The organism is Ignavibacteriota bacterium, assembly GCA_016707525.1.
GTDB lineage: Bacteria > Bacteroidota > Ignavibacteria > UBA10030 > UBA6906 > JAGDMK01.
The window spans coordinates 238381-257972 of sequence record JADJHP010000004.1 but is presented as its reverse complement, the minus strand read 5'-3'; the positions used below and the strand labels follow the sequence as shown (position 1 = coordinate 257972).

Sequence of the window (19592 nt, the reverse complement as noted above, 5' to 3'; positions counted from 1 at the left end):
ATGCCGCTCTCCACCATTGCCGTCCAGCGTCCGGTTACGACCCTGATGTTCTATGCCGGTGTCGTACTGCTCGGCATCGTCGCACTCCTCGATCTCACTATCGATTTCCTCCCCGCGATCGATGTCCCCACTCTGACCGTTCAGACCGCCTACCCGAACACTTCACCCGAAGAGGTGGAACAAGCGGCAGCTCTCGCCGAACTGAAAGAAACGGCCCGCGCCCTCGTGAAGCGGAGGATCGAGCAGGTCGACGGTATCGCTCAAGCATCCGTGCTCGGCGGCCTGGAACGGGAGATCCAGGTGGATGTGGACATGGCCGTGCTCCAGGCATTCGGGCTGGATCTCGGCCAGATCGGCGATGCGCTCGCGGCGGCGAACGTGGACCTTCCCGGCGGCACCATCAACCATGGCCTGTTCCGCTACTCCCTGCGGACCCTCGGCGCGCTGAACACACTGGATGAGATCCGCGACGTGACGATCCGTCCGAGCGCCGGCGGCCGCGCCATCCGGATCGCCGACTGCGCGACGGTACGGGATACCCATGCCGAACGCACCGGGCTCACGCGCTACAACGGGGAGGAGGTGATCATCCTCCAGGTCCGCAAGGAGGCTGCCGCCAATACTGTTGCCGCCTCACACGCTGCGCATGAGGTCCTCGCGCAACTGCGGCAGGAGAATCCGGAGCTCCGGCTCACGGTGGTCGCCGAACAGGCTGGCTTCATCATCCGCTCGATCGCCGACGTGGAACAGGCCATCCTCATCGGAGGGTTCCTCGCATTCCTCGTTCTGTTCTACTTCCTGCGCTCCCCGCGCTCTCCGCTTATCATCGGCCTCACCATGCCGGTGTCGCTCCTTGCTACGATCCTGGCTATGTACTTCCTCCGGATCAACCTGAATGTGATATCGCTGACCGGGCTGGCACTCGGCATCGGGATGCTGGGGGACAACGCGATCGTGCTGATCGAGAACGTCTCCCGGCTGCGGGAGCAGGGCGTGCCTTTGCGCACGGCGACACTCGAAGGGGCGCGGGAGATAGGCACTGCGGTCACCGCATCCACCCTGACGAATGTAGCGATCTTTCTCCCCATCATGTTCGTGGAAGGCGTGGCGGCCCGGCTTTTCGTGGATATGGGGGTGACCATGACGATCTCTCTCATGGTCTCACTCCTGGTAGCGGTGACGCTCGTGCCGATGCTCGTCTCGAGGGAGGGAGCGGTTCTTCATGGGAGGCGGACACCTCCCGCAAAGGGGCAATATCGCGGTGGTGGAGTTCAGAGTATCCCCCGTGGCCCCTTCGCGCCCCCGAGAGTCTCACAGAAGATTGATCTCGCAACTCAGCAGATGCTCAGGTTCAGGGCGAACCTGGATCGATGGTTCGACAGGAGCGACATGTGGATCAGGACTCAGGTCGAGCGCTACCTCCACTGGGCACTTGCACATCGCCTGTCGGTTGTCTTCTGGACCGTAGCGTTGTGCGTGGCAACCGCCTTCATCGCCTTCCATATCCCCGCCGAACCGGCCCCCGATATCGACCAGAGCCGTTTTACGGTCCAGATCCGGATGCCACGGGGCACGTCCCTGGACGGCGTGAGCAAGGCTTCCCGGGTCCTCGAGGATGAGCTCCGCCTGCTTCCCGGAATTGTCGGCGTGTATGCGCGTGTAGGTATCACGGAGGAACGGAACGCGTGGGATGTTGATGAGGCCTCCCTCGAGACAGCCGAAGTGGACGTGGAGGTGGGAGGTGCCGGACGCACGGCGGCGCTCATGGATTCCGCCCGCGTGCGGCTCCGCCGGCTCGATGGTACCACGTACGGGGTGGAGTACGCTGTGAAACCGCGCGGCACCTCCTTCGAACGGATACTCCGGCCCGAAACGAATGAGATCCGTTGCATGGTGATGGGGAAGGACCCTGCGATCGTGGAGCGTCTCGCCACGGCGTACACAGAGGAGATCCGCAGTGTGCCCGGGCTGGTGGACCTGCGGGCTTCGTCGCAGGAGGGGACCCCGGAATTCCACCTGCGCATCGACCGCGATGCCGCGGCCAGGAACGGCCTTACCGTGCAAGACGTCGCGGCACACCTTGTGCACCTCGCGAGGGGGAATGAAGCGACCACGCTCAGCGAGTTCGACCGCCGTATCACCGTCCGGGTGCAACCGTCAGTCGATACGCGGAATAACCTCGATGCCATCCTTGCCTCGGACGTCCCGCGGGGGGACAGCCCTGTCCCCGTGCGTTCGCTCGTAGCATACCGGGAAACACGGGGTCATGGCGAGATCTGGCGCGAAGACCAGCAGCGGGCGCAGGTGATCGTGGCGAACGTGGCCGGACGTTCGGTGGGGAGCGTCGTGACAGACCTCGACCGGGCTGCCACATCGCTCCGCCTTCCTCCGGGGTACGAGGTGCGCATCGGCGGCGAGAACCAGGAGATCAACGAGTCGTTCCGGAACCTGTTCATCGTCATCCTACTATCGCTCTTCCTTGTCTTTATGATCCTGGCCGCCGAGTATGAATCCATCATGTATCCGCTCGTCATCCTCCTCACCAGCCCGCTTGCCGCGATCGGTGCGATCCTCGCCATGGCACTGACCGGCCAGCATTTCAATGTGATGTCCCTCGTCGGACTTGTCATCATGATCGGGGCGGTGGACAACGACGCGGTGATCGTGGTGGATGTGATCATCGCACTGCGGCGTGAGGGGTTTGCGATGCAGGAGGCGATCCTGCGGGGAATGCGGCAACGCCTCCGGCCGATCCTCATGACGACCGCAACGACGGTGCTCGGCATCATCCCGCTCGTCTTCGAATTCGGGACAGGGTCCGAACTGGTCCGTGCTCTGACGGTGCCGATCGTCGGGGGACTGGTGACATCGACGATATTCACTGTGGTTGCCATTCCGGTGGGAGTCTCGTTTGTGGAGAAGCGAGTGAAGAGAGAAGAGTGAAGAGAAGAGAGAGACGAAAGAAGAAAGAAGAAAGACGGGAGACCTTCATTGTCCATCGAGTCGTTGATCCGGCGGCCCGTTGCCGTCTCCATGGCGTATTGCGCCCTGCTGGCCGGCGGGGCGTTCGCCCTCTGGCGGCTGCCGCTGGATCTGGCGCCGAACATCGATTTCCCCGCACTCGCGATCCACACGGCGTGGCATGGGGCTTCTGCCGAGACCGTCGAGATGGTCATCACGGCGCCTCTGGAGGAGGCCGCACACACGGTCGCGGGCGTGCGGAAGGTGACGTCCGTCTCTTCGGAAGGGGAGTCCCGCATCGACATCGAGTGCGAGCAGAATGCCCGGATGGACCTTGTGCGCCTGGAACTCAACGAGAAGATCGCTGCTCTGATCCCCACGTTCCCCGCCGGGGCCGGTCCGCCCATCACCGAACCGTTCGTCCCCGAGGCATTCCGCGACATGCAGGGATTCATCAGCTATGCGATCGTGGGTGGTCGGTCCCCGGCCGCACTACGCACTCTGGGGAAGGAAGTCCTCGGCCCCCGCCTTCGCTCCATCAATGGCATCGCCGACGTCCAGGTGCTCGGCGGCGAAGACCGCGAAGTGCTCATCGAACTGGATCCGGAGACGATCGCCTCGTTCGGCCTCCGGACCGGAAGCGTGGCGTCCGCATTGGATGCTCTGGAATTCAATGCGCCTCTCGGTGCTGTCACCCGGGGTGCCCGGCGTACGGTGCTCACCGTTCGCGCGGCGGGGATCACCACCGATGCCATTGCACAGATGCCGGTCGGCCGCACGGCGTCCGGCAAACTTGTGCTTCTGCGGGATTGTGGAACCGTGCGCCTTACAGCAGCCGAACCGGAGAGCCATTTCCGTATCAACGGCAGACCGGCAGTCACGCTCGTCATCAGCAAAGAACCCTACGTGAATACGCTCCGGCTCGCCGACAGGGTCTTCGCGCGTATCGAAGAGATCCGGCCCACGCTCCCTGAAGGGGTCGCTCTGGTCCTGGAATCGGACAAGAGTGAGTCCATGCGAACAGAGCTCTCAACGCTCTATCGGGACATCATTCTTTCACTGCTCTGCATTGTGTCCGTTCTTATCCTCTTCCTCGGTACCGCGCGGGCGCCGCTCCTGGTGCTGTCGTCGATCGCGTTCTCGCTGGCAGGAACGTTCCTGGCGTTCTGGATGCTCGGCATCGGACTGCATCTGCTCAGTCTTGCCGGACTGGTACTCGGGTTCGGGCGGCTGGTGGATGATGCGATCGTCGTGCTGGACAATATCCAACGGCAGAGTGGAGGTGCACCCCGTACCGATCACGTCGTCCGTGCGGTGCGAGAGATCGCACTTCCTGTCGTCGCTTCGACCATCACCACCGTCGGAGCACTGCTTCCGACATCCTTTCTGCCGCCTAACCTGAAACCGTACTTCCTGGACTTCTCCTTCGCGGTCGGCATCGCGCTCCTGATGTCGCTGGTGGTCTCCTTCACACTGATCCCTGTGGCTGCCGCGCGCATGAGATGCGCGCCTGCGTTCCCGTCCCTGTACGAACTCCTCGGCACATACGGATCGGCAGCATACGCGGCCGTCCTCCGTGCCGTGATGCGGCGTCGCCGGCTCACGATCCTTCTCGTGCTCTGGATGTTCGGGATCCCTCTCTGGCTCCTGCCGGAGAAGCTCGATGGAGCGGGAGTGCATGTTGCGGCCTACAACGCCGTATTCGGAAGCTCGCTGTATGCATCGGTACGTCCGTGGGTGAACTATCTGCTCGGAGGCAGCACGCATCTGTTCTTTGCCGGCGTGAGGAAAGGCGAAGCGTGGGCGGCCGGTAAGGATACGTATCTCTTCGTGCGTGTGACGTTCCCGCAGGGGTCCAGCCTCGACCGATCCGACGAGATCGCTCGTCGGGTGGAAGCCACTGCGCTGGCGTTCGGGGACAGGGTTGAGAAGGTCACCACTCAGGTCTCCGCCGGCGTCACGTCCATCCGAATCGCGGTCCCCGCGGCCCTTGCCGGGTCGGAGGTTCCGTATCAGATCAAGAGCAACCTCACCATGCTTGCGGCCCGGACAGGCGGTGCCACCATAGGCGTCTGGGGGTTCGGACCCGGGTTCTCAAGCGGAGGAGAGACTGCACCGTCGTTTGCTGTACGGGTGCTGGGCTACAACTATCTCAAAGTGAAGGGGATCGCCGATGTCTTCCGGCGGCGACTGGAGGAGAACCCGCGCATCGCCGATGTGGACATCGACAGGTCATGGAGCAGTCAATGGGACAGGGCGACGGAACTCGTGGCGCGGATCGATCGCCGGGAGGCCGCGCGGTACGGCGTGGCCGTGGCCGACGTCATAGCTGCGGTCCGCGCTTCCACCCCAGGCATCGTGCAAACCCGTACTGTTTCCGTCGATGGCGAACGCATACCGTATGCCGTCAAGGTTGCGGGGTTCAGGGAATATAGCGTCGATGATCTCCGCCGTATGGTGGTCACTACGAAGGACGGCCAGACCGTCCGCATGGGGGCACTTCTTACCGTGCAAGAGCAGCGGACGCCCGGTGAGATCCTGCGTGAGGACCAGAGTTACGTGCGCTGGGTGACGTTCGAATATCGCGGGCCCTATCGGTTCGGTGACGCGTACGTGGACGACGTCATCCGTTCGATCCCGATGCCGCATGGGTATCGATTCGACCGGTCGTTCTCCTGGTTCGCGTTCTCGGGGAGCGACAGGCATCTCATGGTGATGATCGCCGGGATGGCCTTTCTCATTGTCTTCATGGTCACGGCCGCACTCTATGAGTCCTTCCGCAGGCCGTTCCTTGTCATCCTTGCGATCCCGTTCTCGCTCATCGGACTCTTCCTGGCATTCTATCTCACGGATACACCGTTCGGGAGAGGCGGGTACGCGGCGGTGATCCTGTTGATCGGCATCGTCACCACCAACAGTATCGTTCTCGTGGATGTCATTGCACGCGCGAGTGGGAGGGGGAATGGACCGGTGGATGTGATCATCGCTGCGGCAACGAGGCGGTTGCGGCCGGTGCTGATGACCACGCTCACGACGATCGGCGGGCTGCTGCCGATGCTGCTGCTCGGCGACCGGTCGAGTGTGTGGTATTCACTTGCTGTGGGGACGATCGGAGGGCTGGTATCGTCGACCGCGCTTACACTTGTTGTCATTCCGGGAATGGCCATAAGAAATGAAAAGGTGAAAGGCCCCGGAAGGGGAGTGGCGTGAGAGGAGAGGGGCGCGTGTGAGGGGCGGGGCGAGTACTGTTTCTTGACATTGCAGGGAACATCCTGTACATTGCGATACATCATCACGGGGGGGCGAAGGTGGTGCGTAAAGGGTCTTTCTCGTTTGATGGAGAAGGATCCTTTTTGTATTTGTGCCAGACCAATGTGTCATACGACGAGAGATGCCACAATGAAGAGCCGGAACATTACGCTTTTCGTTCTTTTTGCCGCCTGCATTCTGTTCCAGGCGTCCACCGGTACTGCACAGGTCGTGGGATATCCTGGAGGGGGAGTCCTTCAGGCTGGCGATGTGTGGGAGTCGTTCCTGCCCCAGGGATTCGCCCCGAACTACACTGATGCGGGTACCGCGACGACACTCGGGTGGCGGACCTTCCTGCGGATGGGTAACTTCGACCGCTCCTGGACCACCCCGGGCACGCACTGGCCGGCGGCATATCCGATGACGCCGTACTGGTTCAAGAACGCGATGGTTTTCGTCTATGATACCTCGAACACGATCAACCCCGAGAAGATCGGCGGCGTTGCCAACCCGAGCTACATCGCCGCTGCCCGCCCCTTCGGCAGCCCGAACCTCTGGTCCAACTACGCGCAGCTGACCTACTCGGAGAAGCTCCAGGGCGCAGTGGCGCAGTCAGGTACTTCTCTCAAGACGGGTGCGCGCAACTACTCCAAAGAGCCGTACTGGGTTGACGGTACCCGCCGCCAGCATGCCGTGTATGAAGCGGCTTGGCCGACCAACCTTGGTATCGATGTGAAACTGCGGGCGCATGGGTTCGCGGGCCCGAACTGGAACAACCTGAATGACTTCGTGATCGTTGAGATCGAACTGAAGAACACCGGCGTCGTGGATATGAACATGGACGGTGTGGCCGAACAGCTCACCCACGACATCCAGGCCCTCGCGTTCCAGTTCAGCGGCGAAGCCTACATGTCCGTTTCCAGTTACGGTACCGGTGCGAGGACCGTCAACGATATCGTTCCGACGATCATCGCCCGCCAGGCGTGCTGGATCGACGACCCGGACGAGAACGGCCACCCCTGGGCATTCACGTTCTACCGCGCCGCCCCGACGACCACGAGTCCGGCGGCGGGCAACTGGGACTTCGGTTTCAACGGCGGCAGTACGAAGAACTATACCGATATCTACACCGGCTGGGTAATGATCGATGTGAAGACCGGCGGCCTGCCGGCAGATGCGTCGAAGTCCACAGGCACATTGCCGACCAAGGTCACGATCTTCGGGAATCATCCGATCGGGACCGGCACCCAGCGCGGGTGGTTCGTGTCCGGTCAGAGCAACCGCTTTGGCTACACCACGTCCGATCCGATGCGAATGTTCTACACCACGACCGCCGCGTATTACGTGGACTGCGGCAAAGCACACTCCACGACCAATTTTGAACTGTACAACCTCACTCCGAATCCCAACATGTTCTCGGGCGGGACGCCGGTCAACCCGCTCACGTTCGTGACGAAGCCGTCGATCGCGCGTCCGAACGGCTCGATGCAGTCGACAGGAGTGTTCGACCAGGTGTCCACGGACGATGGCCGCGAAAGTGCAACGTCGAACTACCCTACGGGGTATGGTGCGTGGACCACAGGTGCGAGTCACACCGAGAACTTCGACGGCGACGCGTACAGCGGTATCGGCCCGTTCAGCCTGAAAAAGGACTCTGTGATGACGATCGTTCTTGCCACGGTCGCGGGATACCGCCTCGAGGGGATCCAGAAGGCGGTCCGTGCGGCACGGTGGGCCTATGAACATGACTATGTCCTTCCCCAACTTCCTCCGGTTCCGGAGATGCAGGTGAAGAGCAACGCCGATGGCACCATGGCCATCGAGTGGGATGACCGGGCTGAAGCCAGTGCGGACTTCGCCGGGTACAAGGTGTGGAAGGCGGCGAACACCGACACACTCAACTGGCTGGACGCGGGGATGCGCATCGTGGACCGGTATCAGGAACAGATGACGCCCGGCGCCCGCCCTGCAGAAGTCTTCAAATCTGTCAATCCGAAATTCGATGCGTTCGCGAAGACCCAGGGCACTGCCACGCATGGCCGGTACACGCCGGACACCTGGGGGACATGGACACTGCTCAAGACCGTTCCGAAGAGCGGAGCTTGCTGCCTTCCACGGAGTTCGACCTCCGGCGCTGTGTACCGTATGCTGGATTCCGGGATCGTCGACGGTGCGTCGTACTGGTACTACGTTTCGGCGTATGCCGAAGGGAGCTACACAGGGCCGGGTGGCGAAACGACGGGAAGGATCGAGACGCACTACACCAACCGGAATGGCGCATCGGGACTCTGGTTGAAGACGTACCCGTTCGCCCCACGGAATGTCAATTATCCGGCTGACTCGGCGGGATTGAAGGCGATCGGCGGTGCCGTGACGCAACGGCTTACCTCTGTGCGTGAGATCGGCGGATCATCGGTGAAGAGCTTCAGTCTCGAACAGAACTACCCAAACCCTTTTAACCCGACCACTTCTATCGCATTTGCAGTTCCCGGTCCGGTGGGATCATGGATCACGCTTCGCGTGCACGATATGCTCGGACGGGAAGTCGCGATGCTCCTGAACGAGTTCAAGGCCGCGGGCAGATATGCGGTGTCGTTCGATGCAACAGGACTCGCCAGCGGAGTGTACTGCTACACGTTGCAGGTGCAGGCTTCCGGCCCCGCAGTGAGCAGCAATAGTGCGAGCGCCGGGCCCGCTCGTATCGCGGCAAGGAAAATGTTGCTTGTCCGTTGACGCCAGGCATGGGCCCATGCAGATATCAGCATTCAGATATCTGACATCTGAATTGTTTTTCAGGGCGTGTTTGCGTACTTTTTTGATATGACGATACTCGGTATTGAATCATCCTGCGACGAGACGTCGGCGGCGGTCGTGAAGGACGGCACCGTCCTGTCCAACGTGATCTCCTCGCAGCTTGTCCATACGAAATATGGGGGAGTGGTCCCGGAATTGGCCTCCCGCGCCCACCAGCGCATGATCCTGGAGGTGGTGCAGGAAGCTCTTACCGGGGCAGGTTGCTCCCGGGAAGAGCTCACCGGCATCGCCGCGACCCATGGCCCCGGCCTGGTCGGCGCCCTGCTGGTAGGACTGAATTTCGGCAAAGCAATGGCCTATGCCCTCGGACTCCCGTTCGTGGGCGTGAACCATATGGAAGGCCACCTCTACTCCAACCTGCTCAAGCCCCCGATCCACGACTTTCCGTTCATCGCCCTGGTCGTCTCCGGTGGCCATACGATGCTGGTCCATGTGACCGCACCGTTCGAGCATACGGTGCTCGGGCAAACCTGCGACGATGCGGCAGGGGAGGCGTTCGACAAGGTGGCCAAGATGCTCGGGCTCGGCTATCCGGGCGGACCGAAGATCGATGCCGCCGGCAAGATCGGGAACCCGAAGGCCATCCGCTTCCCGCGCACCTGGCTTGCCCGCGATGGTTTCGATTTCAGCTTCAGCGGTATCAAGACCGCGGTGCTGTATCATGTGCGCGACAACGGCCTGCCGCAGACCCCCGACGGGATGAACGACCTCTGCGCCAGCTTTCAGGATGCCGTCGTCGATGTCCTCGTGGAAAAGACGATCAATGCCGCCCGCCGGTCCGGGGTGAAGGATGTGACCGTCTCCGGTGGCGTCTCGGCAAATTCCCGTCTGCGCACCCGCCTCAAAGAGGAGTGCGACAAGAATGGCTTCCGCCTCTTCCATCCGCCGATGGCTTACTGCATGGACAACGGCGCGATGATCGCGTATGTAGGCTGGATGAAACTCACGCGCGGCAACGTCTCGCCGCTCTCTCTCCCCGCCGTTGCGGCCCTCGAGCTGGCGTGACCTCATGAAACTCCTCCGGATACTTCTCGTCGTTGTGGCGGTGGCGATCGTGGGTGCGGCCGTCGCGGGATACATTGTGTTCCTTTCGCCCCATTCGTTCGGTGCGGATGCGGAACGTACCGTGTTCATTCGCCGCGGACAGCCGTTCGCGCATATCGTGGATTCCCTCGAGCAGCGCGGCATCATCAGCGACCGTACGATGTTCAAGATCGTCGCAAAGGTCTTCGGGGGCGCCGAACGCGTGCAGGCCGGCAAGTACCGCTTCGTGAGCGGCATTTCGAACATGGACGTGTTCCTCGCCCTGCGCGATGGCAATGCGAACCAGCTCGTGAAGGTGTCCATCCCCGAAGGGTCGCGTCCGCGGCTCCAGGCGAAGCTCTTTGCGCGCGCCATCGGTATCGATTCGGCACGCTATGTGGCGCTTGCCTACGATCCGGAACTGGCGCGCGACTACGATATCGAAGGTGCATCGCTGGAGGGGTATCTGCTGCCGGAGACGTACATGCTGCGGTGGGGGATGGATGAACGCGATCTGATCGAGATGCAGATCCGCGCGTTCCGGGCATTCTTCACCGACTCACTGAAAGAACGCGCGCGGCAACTCGGGTGGAGCGTGCATCAGGTGGTCACGTTCGCGTCGATCGTGGAAGGCGAGGCACGCCTCGATGCCGAGCGCCCCGTCATCGCCGGAGTGTATCATAACCGCCTCCGCAAGGGGATGAAGCTCGAGGCCGACCCGACGATCCAGTATCTGTTCGATGAACGTCCACGGCGTGTGCTGTACGAGGACCTGCGCCGGAACAGCCCGTACAATACCTACATGTACGCCGGACTGCCTCCCGGGCCGGTGAACAATCCCGGGAAGGCATCGATACTTGCCTCGCTCTCTCCTGCGGGTCACAGCTATATCTTCTTTGTGGCAACGGGGAAGGGAGGGCACTGGTTCGCGTCGACGTACGCGGAACATGTGAGCAATGTGAAGAGGTACCGTCAGGAACGTGCGCGGCAATGGAGGGAACAAAAAGGCCCCGCGTGAGAGCGAGGCCATTCTGTAGTGCGTCCGATGCGTCCCTCTGGTATCCCACCATGCATCGGCGCAAGAGGAGCCCGGGGTGTGTCAGGCATCGCCGACACCGCCACCTTCCACCAACGGTTCAGCACCAACCAACTGCACGTGACGCCTGAACACCCCGGACATCTGCTTGCCGGCCGGGAAGTGCACCAGACCTTCTCCGGCCTTCACAGAGTACAACGAGTCATCAAATGAAATGGTTCCCATGCAACCAAAGTTAACGCCCACCTGGTGTTTTTTCGCCTGTGCCCTGCTGCTCCTGGCGGGATGCGCCGGCCAGGTCCCGCCCGGTGGCGGGCCGCTGGATACGATCCCCCCGGCGGTGATCCACACCGTGCCGGACACGAATGCCACCCGCGTGTCGGCTTCGAGCATCGAGATCGAGTTCAGTGAGTATGTGGACCGCCGCTCGGTGGAGGAGTCCATCTTCATCAGTCCATATCTCGGGAAACTCGAATTCGATTGGGGTACGACGGATGTGACCGTCCACTTCTCCGACACGCTCCGGCGCAACACGACGTACGTTGTCAGCATCGGCACGGACGTTGTCGATGTACGCGCCAACAACCGCATGGCGCAGGGCTTCACGCTGGCGTTCAGTACGGGCGATTCCCTCGACCAGGGCAGCATCCGGGGGCGTGTGTTCGATGATCAGCCCAACGGCGTGGTGATGTTCGCCTATAACCTCGCGGGCATCGACCGCGATACGCTCAACCCTGCACACGTGAAGCCGGACTACATCATGCAGACCGGCGCAGATGGGAAGTTCCAGTTCCGGAACATCGCGCTATCGACGTATCGCATCATCGCCGTGCGCGATGAATACAAGAACTACATCTACGATCGTGAAGTGGATGCGTTCGGCGTGGGACAGGGAGACGTCACGCTCACGGCAGGTCAGCAAGAGGTCAGCGGACTGCAATTCCGCCTCGCGAAGGAGGACACCACGTGGCCGTTCGTGGCAAGCATCACTGCGGCCGACCGCTACCACCTCACCGTCCGCTTCAGTGAACCGGTCGATACGCTCTCGATCTACGGCGCCACCATCACGCTCACCGATACGTTCGGCCGCGGTTCGCTGCGCCCGGGGGCGCGGGTGCCGGATCTCGGGAATACGGCGTTGCTCGCGGTGGAACTGATCGATCCGCTGGACAGCGCGACCACCTACCGGATGCGGATCGGTGGGATCGCGGACCGGGCGGGGAACCCGCTGGACACCATCCACAGTAGTTCGGACTTTACAGGCACCGGAACGCCGGACACCATCCGGGCGGCGATCACGGTCCGGAGCATCACCGACAGTTCGCGCGGCATCCCGGTGGGTACGCCCCTGGCGGTACAGTTCGGCAGGCCGGTGTCGCTGGCGCCTGTGCTTACGGCGGTGCGGCTGCTGGACAGCACGAAGCACGTCGTGCCCGTGACCGTTGCGCCGCGCACGCCGGCGGAGATCATCGTTACCCCGCAACAACCCCTGCTGTCGTCGGCCTGGTATTCGCTGAGGGTCGTTCTGGATTCGGTCATCGACAGGAGCGGGCGGCGCTTTCAGGATACCACGGCACGTATCGACTTCCAGACCATGGATCTCCGTACGACGGGCACCATCGATGGCAAGGTGCTCGATGTCCCATCTCCAGGCCCGGCGGTGATCACGGCACACAGCGTGGACATGACGCCGCCGCGCTCGAGGAGCGTGACCGTGCCGAAGGGGAATACGTTCAGCATGAAGGAGTTGCTGGAGGGAAAATACCGCATCGATGGGTACCGCGATGAGGACAGCAACGGGAAGTATTCACCGGGACTGCCGTATCCGTTCACACCATCAGAGCGCTTCGGAACCTACCAGGACACCGTGAAGGTGCGGGCAAGGTGGGGGATCGAGGGGGTGATCCTCAAAATACCCTGATACAATTATCCATTATCCATGGATCATGGATAATTATCTTGGGGGTTCGGGCGTGATCGGTGGGGGTGTCACAGGCCGCCTTCCCGGCGTGCGCAACACCGTTTCCGGCACCGTCCAGGCCTCACGATACCCCTGGTCGGTCAGCAGACGCGCGAACCGCTCGGCCTCGAACCGTGTAAGGAAATTGCCGACACGCAGTTTGTAGGTTGGCGCCTGGTAGTCGAGGTAGAACCACTCATCGGGGAACGCCGCTTCAAATTCCGCTTTCTTTGCCCGCGCTGCATCGATCTCTGTCGATGAATACACCTGGACACGGAACCCCGGCACCGTCTCTGCTGCCGTGGTCGACAGCGCTTCATTGGCATCGCGTGTGGCCAGTGAATCCGGTCGGTGGGGGACGCGGTCCTGGGTGCGCGGCTTCAACGGGTCATGGTCGGACGGCTGGAACCGTGACTCGTAGGCCCGGATCGCTGCCTCAGAGACCGCACGGTCGTCCGTCGTGCTCTCTTTGGTGCCCCCGCATCCTGCGAGAAGCAGGGCGGAGATCATCAACAGCAGCATACTCCGCATGATCACCTCTGGAGTTGAAGAATGAATGAATCTCTGTAGTCCGCGGGGAAGGCGGCACGCATGCGCACGAGATACGCCGTCGCTTCTTCGCGCGAGACAAAATTGCCGATCCGTATCCTGTACAGCCCTGCGTGCTCCTGGAATTCATTGAGCACCGGAAGCGTATACCGTTCGCGTGCAAGCGCCTGCGTTGCGCTGGCGTTGGCGGGTTCCTTGAACGCGCCGATCTGAATGGAAAAGAGGACTTCGCCGTCGGCGAGGGTCGTGTCCGCTACCGCTGTCCCCGACGTTCCCGCCGCCTCGATGGTGTCCACGCGCGCCACGAATTCCTCCGGCTGTTGCTGCACCGGGGGTTGAGAGGGGGGCGGAGCGGGCGTTGCGGCTTCAGGAACCGATGTTTCATTCCGGGTGCCATCCGTTGCGGCACACCCGCCGAGGAACAGGGAACAGGCCAGGACCACGATGCATGGTCTCATCGCTCGACCTCCGGGAGACAATTCAGATCTCTGAATTCAGATATCTGATATCAGAATTGGGTTTTAGTATCCCCGTGCAGCAGCGCCGGTCTCCCCTCCGACGATCTTGACGCTCGCGCTGGCGCCGATGCGATCGGCGCCGCTTGTGACCATCAACAGTGCATCCTCACGGCTCCGGACGCCGCCGGAAGCCTTGACGCCCATCGCGGATCCGACAACACGGCGCATGAGCGCGATGTCCCCGGCCGTCGCTCCACCCTTCCCGAATCCGGTGGAGGTCTTCACGAAATCCGCCCCGGCACGCTGTGCCAGTACACACGCTTTGATCTTTTCGTCATCGGTGAGCAACCCGGTCTCGAGGATCACCTTGCTCAGGACGCGGAAACGGCGCGCTGTCGAAGCGACCGCAGCGATGTCCTTCTCGATATACGCGTAGTCGCCCCCTTTGAGCATGCCGACGTTGATCACCATGTCCACTTCCTGCGCGCCGTCACGGATCGCCTGCTCGGTCTCGAATGCCTTTGCCGCCGTGGCGGTGGCGCCGAGAGGGAAGCCGATCACCGTGCAGACCTTCACCGGGGTGCCGGCGAGGAGCCGTGCGCAGAGGGGGACGTAGGATGCGTTGATGCAGACGCTGGCGAACGAATACTTCTTCGCTTCCGCGCAGAGCTGCTCGATCTCGGCGGGCGTGGCCTCGGCTTTCAGCATCGTGTGGTCGATCATCCGCGCAAGGTCCGGGTCGATGCCGCCTGCCCGCTCCACCCCCGCGCCGGAGGTGATGCGCTCCGCACCGTGGTCCACGATCGTCCGCACGCCGGCGGCATTATGCACCACGCAGAGGCCGTCCTTGCATGCCGATCCGGAACACGTTCCGCCGTCCTTGCATGAACAGCCGGACCCGGAGCCGCTGCCCGAGCAACCGCACTGCTTTGTACCGCCCGAAGAACCCGAAGGCCTGGCTGCCCGGCCGAGGTGCTGATCGATGACCTCGCGGACGAGGCGCTCTACAAGAATTCTATCCATAGCCTGAATATAGGAAATGAAGAACTAAGAGTGAAGAGTTAAGATAGAAGAAACTGGCGGTGGCTCCCGCTCGTGTCATTCTTCACGCGCACCTCACAACGAGCGCGTCAATCGAGGAGGACCTTCCCCGGATTCAGGATCCCCTTCGGATCGAAGACGCGTTTGATCTCCCTCATCAACCCCAGTTCCACCTGGCTCACGCCGATGGGGAGATAGCTGCGCTGCACGTAGCCGATCCCGTGCTCCGCCGAGATCGTACCGCCCAGACTCACCGTCAGGGCAAAGATCTCCCGGATGGCGGGATCGTTCACCCGTTCCCAGGTCTCTTCATCCAGGGTGTTCTTCAGGATGTTCACATGCACGTTGCCGTCGCCGGCATGGCCGTAGCAGATCGAGGTCAGGCCGTACTTCGCACAGATCTCCTTCACGCCCTTCACGAGCTGCGGCAGGTTGGCACGGGGTACGACCGTATCTTCTTCCTTGTATGCGGAGATGCCTTTCACCGCCTCACCGATGCCACGGCGCAGGGCCCAGACCTCTTCCACCTTCGCACGGTCTTCGGCAAGGAGGATGTCGGCAGCGTTGTGCTGCTCCACCACCTCGGCGATGGCCGTGATCTCTTCGGTGAGGGCTTCCTCATGGTTGCCGTCCACCTCGATCAGCAACTGCGCCGCGGCTTCGCTGTTCGGGAACTTCTTGCCCTGGCGCTCCTCGGCGGCCTGCACCGCGGCGCGTTCCAGGAACTCGAGGGCCGACGGTGTGATGCCGCGCTGGAAGATGCTGGCGACCGCTGCCGCCGCATCCTCGAGCGTGTTGAACGCGACAAGGACAACTTTGCGGATGCGCGTGATCGGAACGAGGCGGACGTAGATCTTGGTGATGACCGCGAGCGTCCCTTCGCTGCCGATGATGAGCTGCGTGACGTTGTAGCCGGAGACGTTCTTCAGGACGCGCGCGCCGGTGGTGAAGATATCGCCGTTCGGCAACACGGCTTCGATGGCGAGCACATAATCCTTGGTGATGCCATACTTCACCGCATGGGGGCCGCCCGCGCACTCGGCAACGTTGCCGCCAATGAAGCAGGAACCCTTCGATGCGGGATCCGGGGGATACGAAAGCCCCGCCGCCTCGACCTCTTCCTGGAATTTCTGGGTGATCACGCCGGGCTCGACCGTTGCCTGGAGGTTCTGCCTGTCGATCTCGATGATCCGGTTGAAGCGCCGCATGGAGAGGACGATGCCGCCTGCCACAGGCAACGAACCGCCGGACAGCCCCGTGCCGCCGCCGCGCGGGGTCACCGGGAGCCCGTGCTCGTTGGCGTAGCGCATGATGGCAGAGACCTCGGCAGTGTTCGCGGGTTCCACCACAACGGATGGCAGGAAGAGCAGGTCTTCCGTTTCATCCTGTCCGTGGACCTCCAGCGATTCCGCGTCCGTCTTCACATACTCCGCCCCCACGATCGCCACAAGGGCCGCGACCTGCGCTTCGTTCAACAGTACACGCTTGATCTTCTCGTCTGTTCTCTCTTCTCTCTTCACTCTCGGATCATCGCCTTTGCTGGTGTTCGATCTTCATCCCCGGGCCGAAGCCCGCCGCTCTCGTTCACTACCCTGCGTCGCGCGCGCCTGGACTCCGGTATGGGATACACCCGGGCTCTTCGCTCTGCAAGTGTGACGCTGCACGCTTCACTCCTCACTACCTCGTGCCCCTTGCCCCGTACCCCTTACCCCTTCAACGTCTCCAGGCTCTTCTCCAGCTTCTCCACGGTCTGCGTGAACGCGTCCAGCTTCTCGCGCTCCTTGTCGACCACGTCCTTCGGAGCGCGGGCCACGAAGCTGTCGTTCTCGAGCTTCCGCCGTACGCCGTCCAGCAATGCCGACACCCGATCGATCTCTTTCTGCAGGCGCTGGCGTTCCACCTCGATGTCGATGAGCCCTTCGAGCGGCACGAACAGCTCTTCGCCTTCCACCACGGCGCTTGCAGACAGCTTCGGCCTGGCGTTCTCTGCCACGAAGGTCAGCGACTTCACACGGGCCAGGCGCTGGAGGTATCCCTCGTAGCGCTGGATACTTTCCTGCGAACGGGTGAAGCCAAGCCGCATGATCAGCGTGATATCCTTGGACGGGGCAATGCCCATCTCGCTCCGGATCGTGCGCAGGGTCTCGATCACGCTCTGGACGAACCGCATCTCCTTCTCGACATCGGTGGCGATGAACGAAGGATCGGCCGGCATGATCTGCGTGCGCATGATCGATTCCCCGTCGCCGCGGGTGCGGATGTTCTGCCAGAGTTCTTCCGTCAGGAACGGCATGAGCGGATGGAGGAGGCGCAGCGCCGCGTCATACACATCCAGCGCGCGCGAGACCACGGCCTGCTTGACGGCATCCGGCTCGCTGCCATACAGGCGCGACTTCACCATCTCCAGATACCAGTCGCAGTAGTCGTGCCAGAAGAAATCATAGATCGTCTTGGACACGCGGTTGACATCGAACTGCTCCAGCGCCCCGTTGATGTCGGCGGTCGTGGAATGCAGACGCGACAGGATCCAGCGGTCGGCGAGGTCGAGATGATCGAGGTTGCATCCGCCATCGTTCGTCCGCGGTGCTTCGCCCACCTGGTCACGGTTCATGAGGATGAACCGCCCGGCATTCCAGATCTTGTTCGCGAAGTTCCTGCCGATCTCGTTCTTCTCCTTCGAATACAGGATGTCCTGTCCGAGCGGCGCAAGATAGAGGATCGTGAAGCGCACGGCGTCGGCACCGTATTCCGCGATGAGGTCCAGCGGCTCGGGCGAGTTGCCGAGCGATTTGGACATCTTCCGCCCCTTCTCGTCGCGCACGAGGCTGGTGAAATACACGTCGCGGAACGGCACGTTCTTCGCCGGGTCGGTGCTGCCGGTGAACGACGGGCCGAATTTGAGTCCGGCCATGATCATGCGCGCCACCCAGAAGAAGATGATGTCCGGTGCCGTGACGAGCGTGTCGCTGGGGTAAAAGTAGTTCAGGTCCTTCGCCTTGCCGTACTTCTCCTGCTGCGGCCAGTCGTGCACGGAGAACGGCCAGAGCCAGGAGGAGAACCACGTGTCGAGCACGTCCTCGTCCTGCTTCAGGTTCGTGCCGCCGCAGTGCGGACAGGCCGCGGGGGTCGAGCGGGCGACGATCGGCTGCGGACATCCGGGCTTCCCGTCCATTCCCTGGCAGTACCACACCGGGATCCGGTGGCCCCACCAGAGCTGGCGCGAGATGCACCAGTCGCGGATGTTGGACATCCAGTGCTGGTACACCTTGGTGTGACGGTCGGGGTAGAAGCGGATGGTTCCGTTCTGTACCACCTCCAACGCGGGCTCGGCAAGCGGCTTCATCTTCACGAACCATTGATCCGACAGATATGGTTCGATCACCGTGTCGCACCGGTAGCACCGGCCCACATTGTGGACGTGCTCTTCGGTCTTCACAAGCAGACCTTCGTGTTCGAGGTCCTCGAGCACTTCCTTGCGCGCTTCGTAGCGGTCCATGTCGCGGTACTTCCGCGGCACATTCTCGTTCGTCCGCGCCGAGATGTCGAAGATGTTGATCTGCGGCAGGTTGTGGCGCTGCCCGATCTGGAAGTCGTTCGGATCGTGGGCGGGGGTCACCTTCACCATGCCGGTGCCGAACGCCGGGTCCACGAAATCATCGGCGATGATCGGGATCTCCCGTTCGGTGAGGGGGAGGAGGGCCTTCCTGCCGATCAGATGCTTGTACCGCTCGTCCTTGGGGTTCACCGCAACGGCAGTATCGCCCAGCATCGTTTCGGGACGGGTGGTGGCCACGATGAGGAATTTCTTGGAGGGGGTGGATTTCCCCTCGTTCAGGATCGGATATCGTGATGTGCCACAGCTTGCCATTGGACTCGCTGTAGTTGACCTCGTCGTCGGAGATGGCCGTGTGGTCCTTCGGGCACCAGTTCACGATGTACTTGCCGCGGTAGATCAGGCCATCCTCGTAGAGGCGGACGAACACTTCGCGGACGGCGGCCGACAGGCTCTCGTCCATGGTGAAGCGCTCGCGCTCCCAGTCGCAGGATGTGCCGAGGGTGCGGAGCTGCTTGATGATCACCCCGCCGTACTGCTTCCGCCACTCCCACACGCGCTCGACGAACTTCTCGCGCCCCAGATCGTGCCGGGTCTTCCCCTCTTTATTGAGAGAGCGCTCGACGACGTTCTGCGTGGCAATGCCGGCGTGATCCGTGCCGGGGACCCAGCACGATTCATAGCCGGTCATGCGCTTGAAGCGGATGAAGGCGTCCTGGAGAGTATTGTTCAGGATGTGCCCCATGTGCAGAACACCGGTCACATTGGGGGGTGGGATGACGATCGTGTAGGGTTTCTTCGCAGGATCAACCACGGCCCGGAAAAGGTGATGGCCTTCCCAGAACGCGTACCATTTCTGTTCGGTTTCCTGAGGGTTATAGGTCTTCGAGAGTGCCGATGATGCAGCTGGGTCCGACAAGTGATGCTCCAACGGGTTGTGAGGATACT

General features: G+C 62.1%; 10 protein-coding genes and 1 pseudogene. 6 read left to right on the top strand and 5 right to left on the bottom strand.

Features of this window, described 5'->3' with window-relative positions:
* The 6 genes from IPI01_09050 (at position 1) to IPI01_09025 (ending at position 13004) form a co-directional block, all read left to right on the top strand.
* Positions 1-2943 carry an efflux RND transporter permease subunit gene (locus tag IPI01_09050; GenBank protein MBK7257932.1) on the top strand — a complete coding sequence of 981 codons (2943 nt, stop codon included), beginning with the start codon at positions 1-3 and terminating at the stop codon, positions 2941-2943.
* A 48-nt stretch (positions 2944-2991) separates the two neighbouring features.
* Positions 2992-6171, top strand: coding sequence for an efflux RND transporter permease subunit (locus IPI01_09045; GenBank protein ID MBK7257931.1), 3180 nt, complete (start codon positions 2992-2994; stop codon positions 6169-6171).
* A gap of 189 nt (positions 6172-6360) precedes the next feature.
* Positions 6361-8943, top strand: a complete 2583-nt coding sequence (locus tag IPI01_09040) for a hypothetical protein (protein ID MBK7257930.1) — start codon at positions 6361-6363, stop codon at positions 8941-8943.
* An 87-nt stretch (positions 8944-9030) separates the two neighbouring features.
* Complete coding sequence (gene tsaD, locus IPI01_09035; protein ID MBK7257929.1) at positions 9031-10029, top strand: tRNA (adenosine(37)-N6)-threonylcarbamoyltransferase complex transferase subunit TsaD; 999 nt, start codon at positions 9031-9033, stop codon at positions 10027-10029.
* A gap of 4 nt (positions 10030-10033) precedes the next feature.
* Positions 10034-11065 carry an endolytic transglycosylase MltG gene (mltG, locus tag IPI01_09030; GenBank protein ID MBK7257928.1) on the top strand — a complete coding sequence of 344 codons (1032 nt, stop codon included), beginning with the start codon at positions 10034-10036 and terminating at the stop codon, positions 11063-11065.
* A 241-nt stretch (positions 11066-11306) separates the two neighbouring features.
* Positions 11307-13004, top strand: a complete 1698-nt coding sequence (locus IPI01_09025; GenBank protein MBK7257927.1) for an Ig-like domain-containing protein — start codon at positions 11307-11309, stop codon at positions 13002-13004.
* A 33-nt stretch (positions 13005-13037) separates the two neighbouring features.
* Here the strand turns inward: IPI01_09025 and IPI01_09020 are convergent, their stop codons facing one another.
* The 5 genes and pseudogenes from IPI01_09020 to IPI01_09000 form a co-directional block, all read right to left on the bottom strand.
* Entirely contained in the window at positions 13038-13574 is a 537-nt protein-coding gene (locus IPI01_09020; GenBank protein ID MBK7257926.1) for an SPOR domain-containing protein, read from the bottom strand.
* A 2-nt stretch (positions 13575-13576) separates the two neighbouring features.
* Entirely contained in the window at positions 13577-14050 is a 474-nt protein-coding gene (locus tag IPI01_09015) for an SPOR domain-containing protein (protein ID MBK7257925.1), read from the bottom strand.
* 63 nt (positions 14051-14113) lie between these two features.
* A complete protein-coding gene (gene deoC / locus IPI01_09010) occupies positions 14114-14773 on the bottom strand; it encodes a deoxyribose-phosphate aldolase (protein ID MBK7257924.1) in 660 nt (219 codons plus the stop codon).
* Positions 14774-15180: 407 nt separating this feature from the next.
* Positions 15181-16581, bottom strand: coding sequence for an FAD-binding protein (locus tag IPI01_09005; GenBank protein ID MBK7257923.1), 1401 nt, complete (start codon positions 16579-16581; stop codon positions 15181-15183).
* A gap of 215 nt (positions 16582-16796) precedes the next feature.
* Positions 16797-19563: pseudogene (locus tag IPI01_09000) on the bottom strand (valine--tRNA ligase).
* Between the last annotated feature and the right edge of the window lie 29 nt (positions 19564-19592).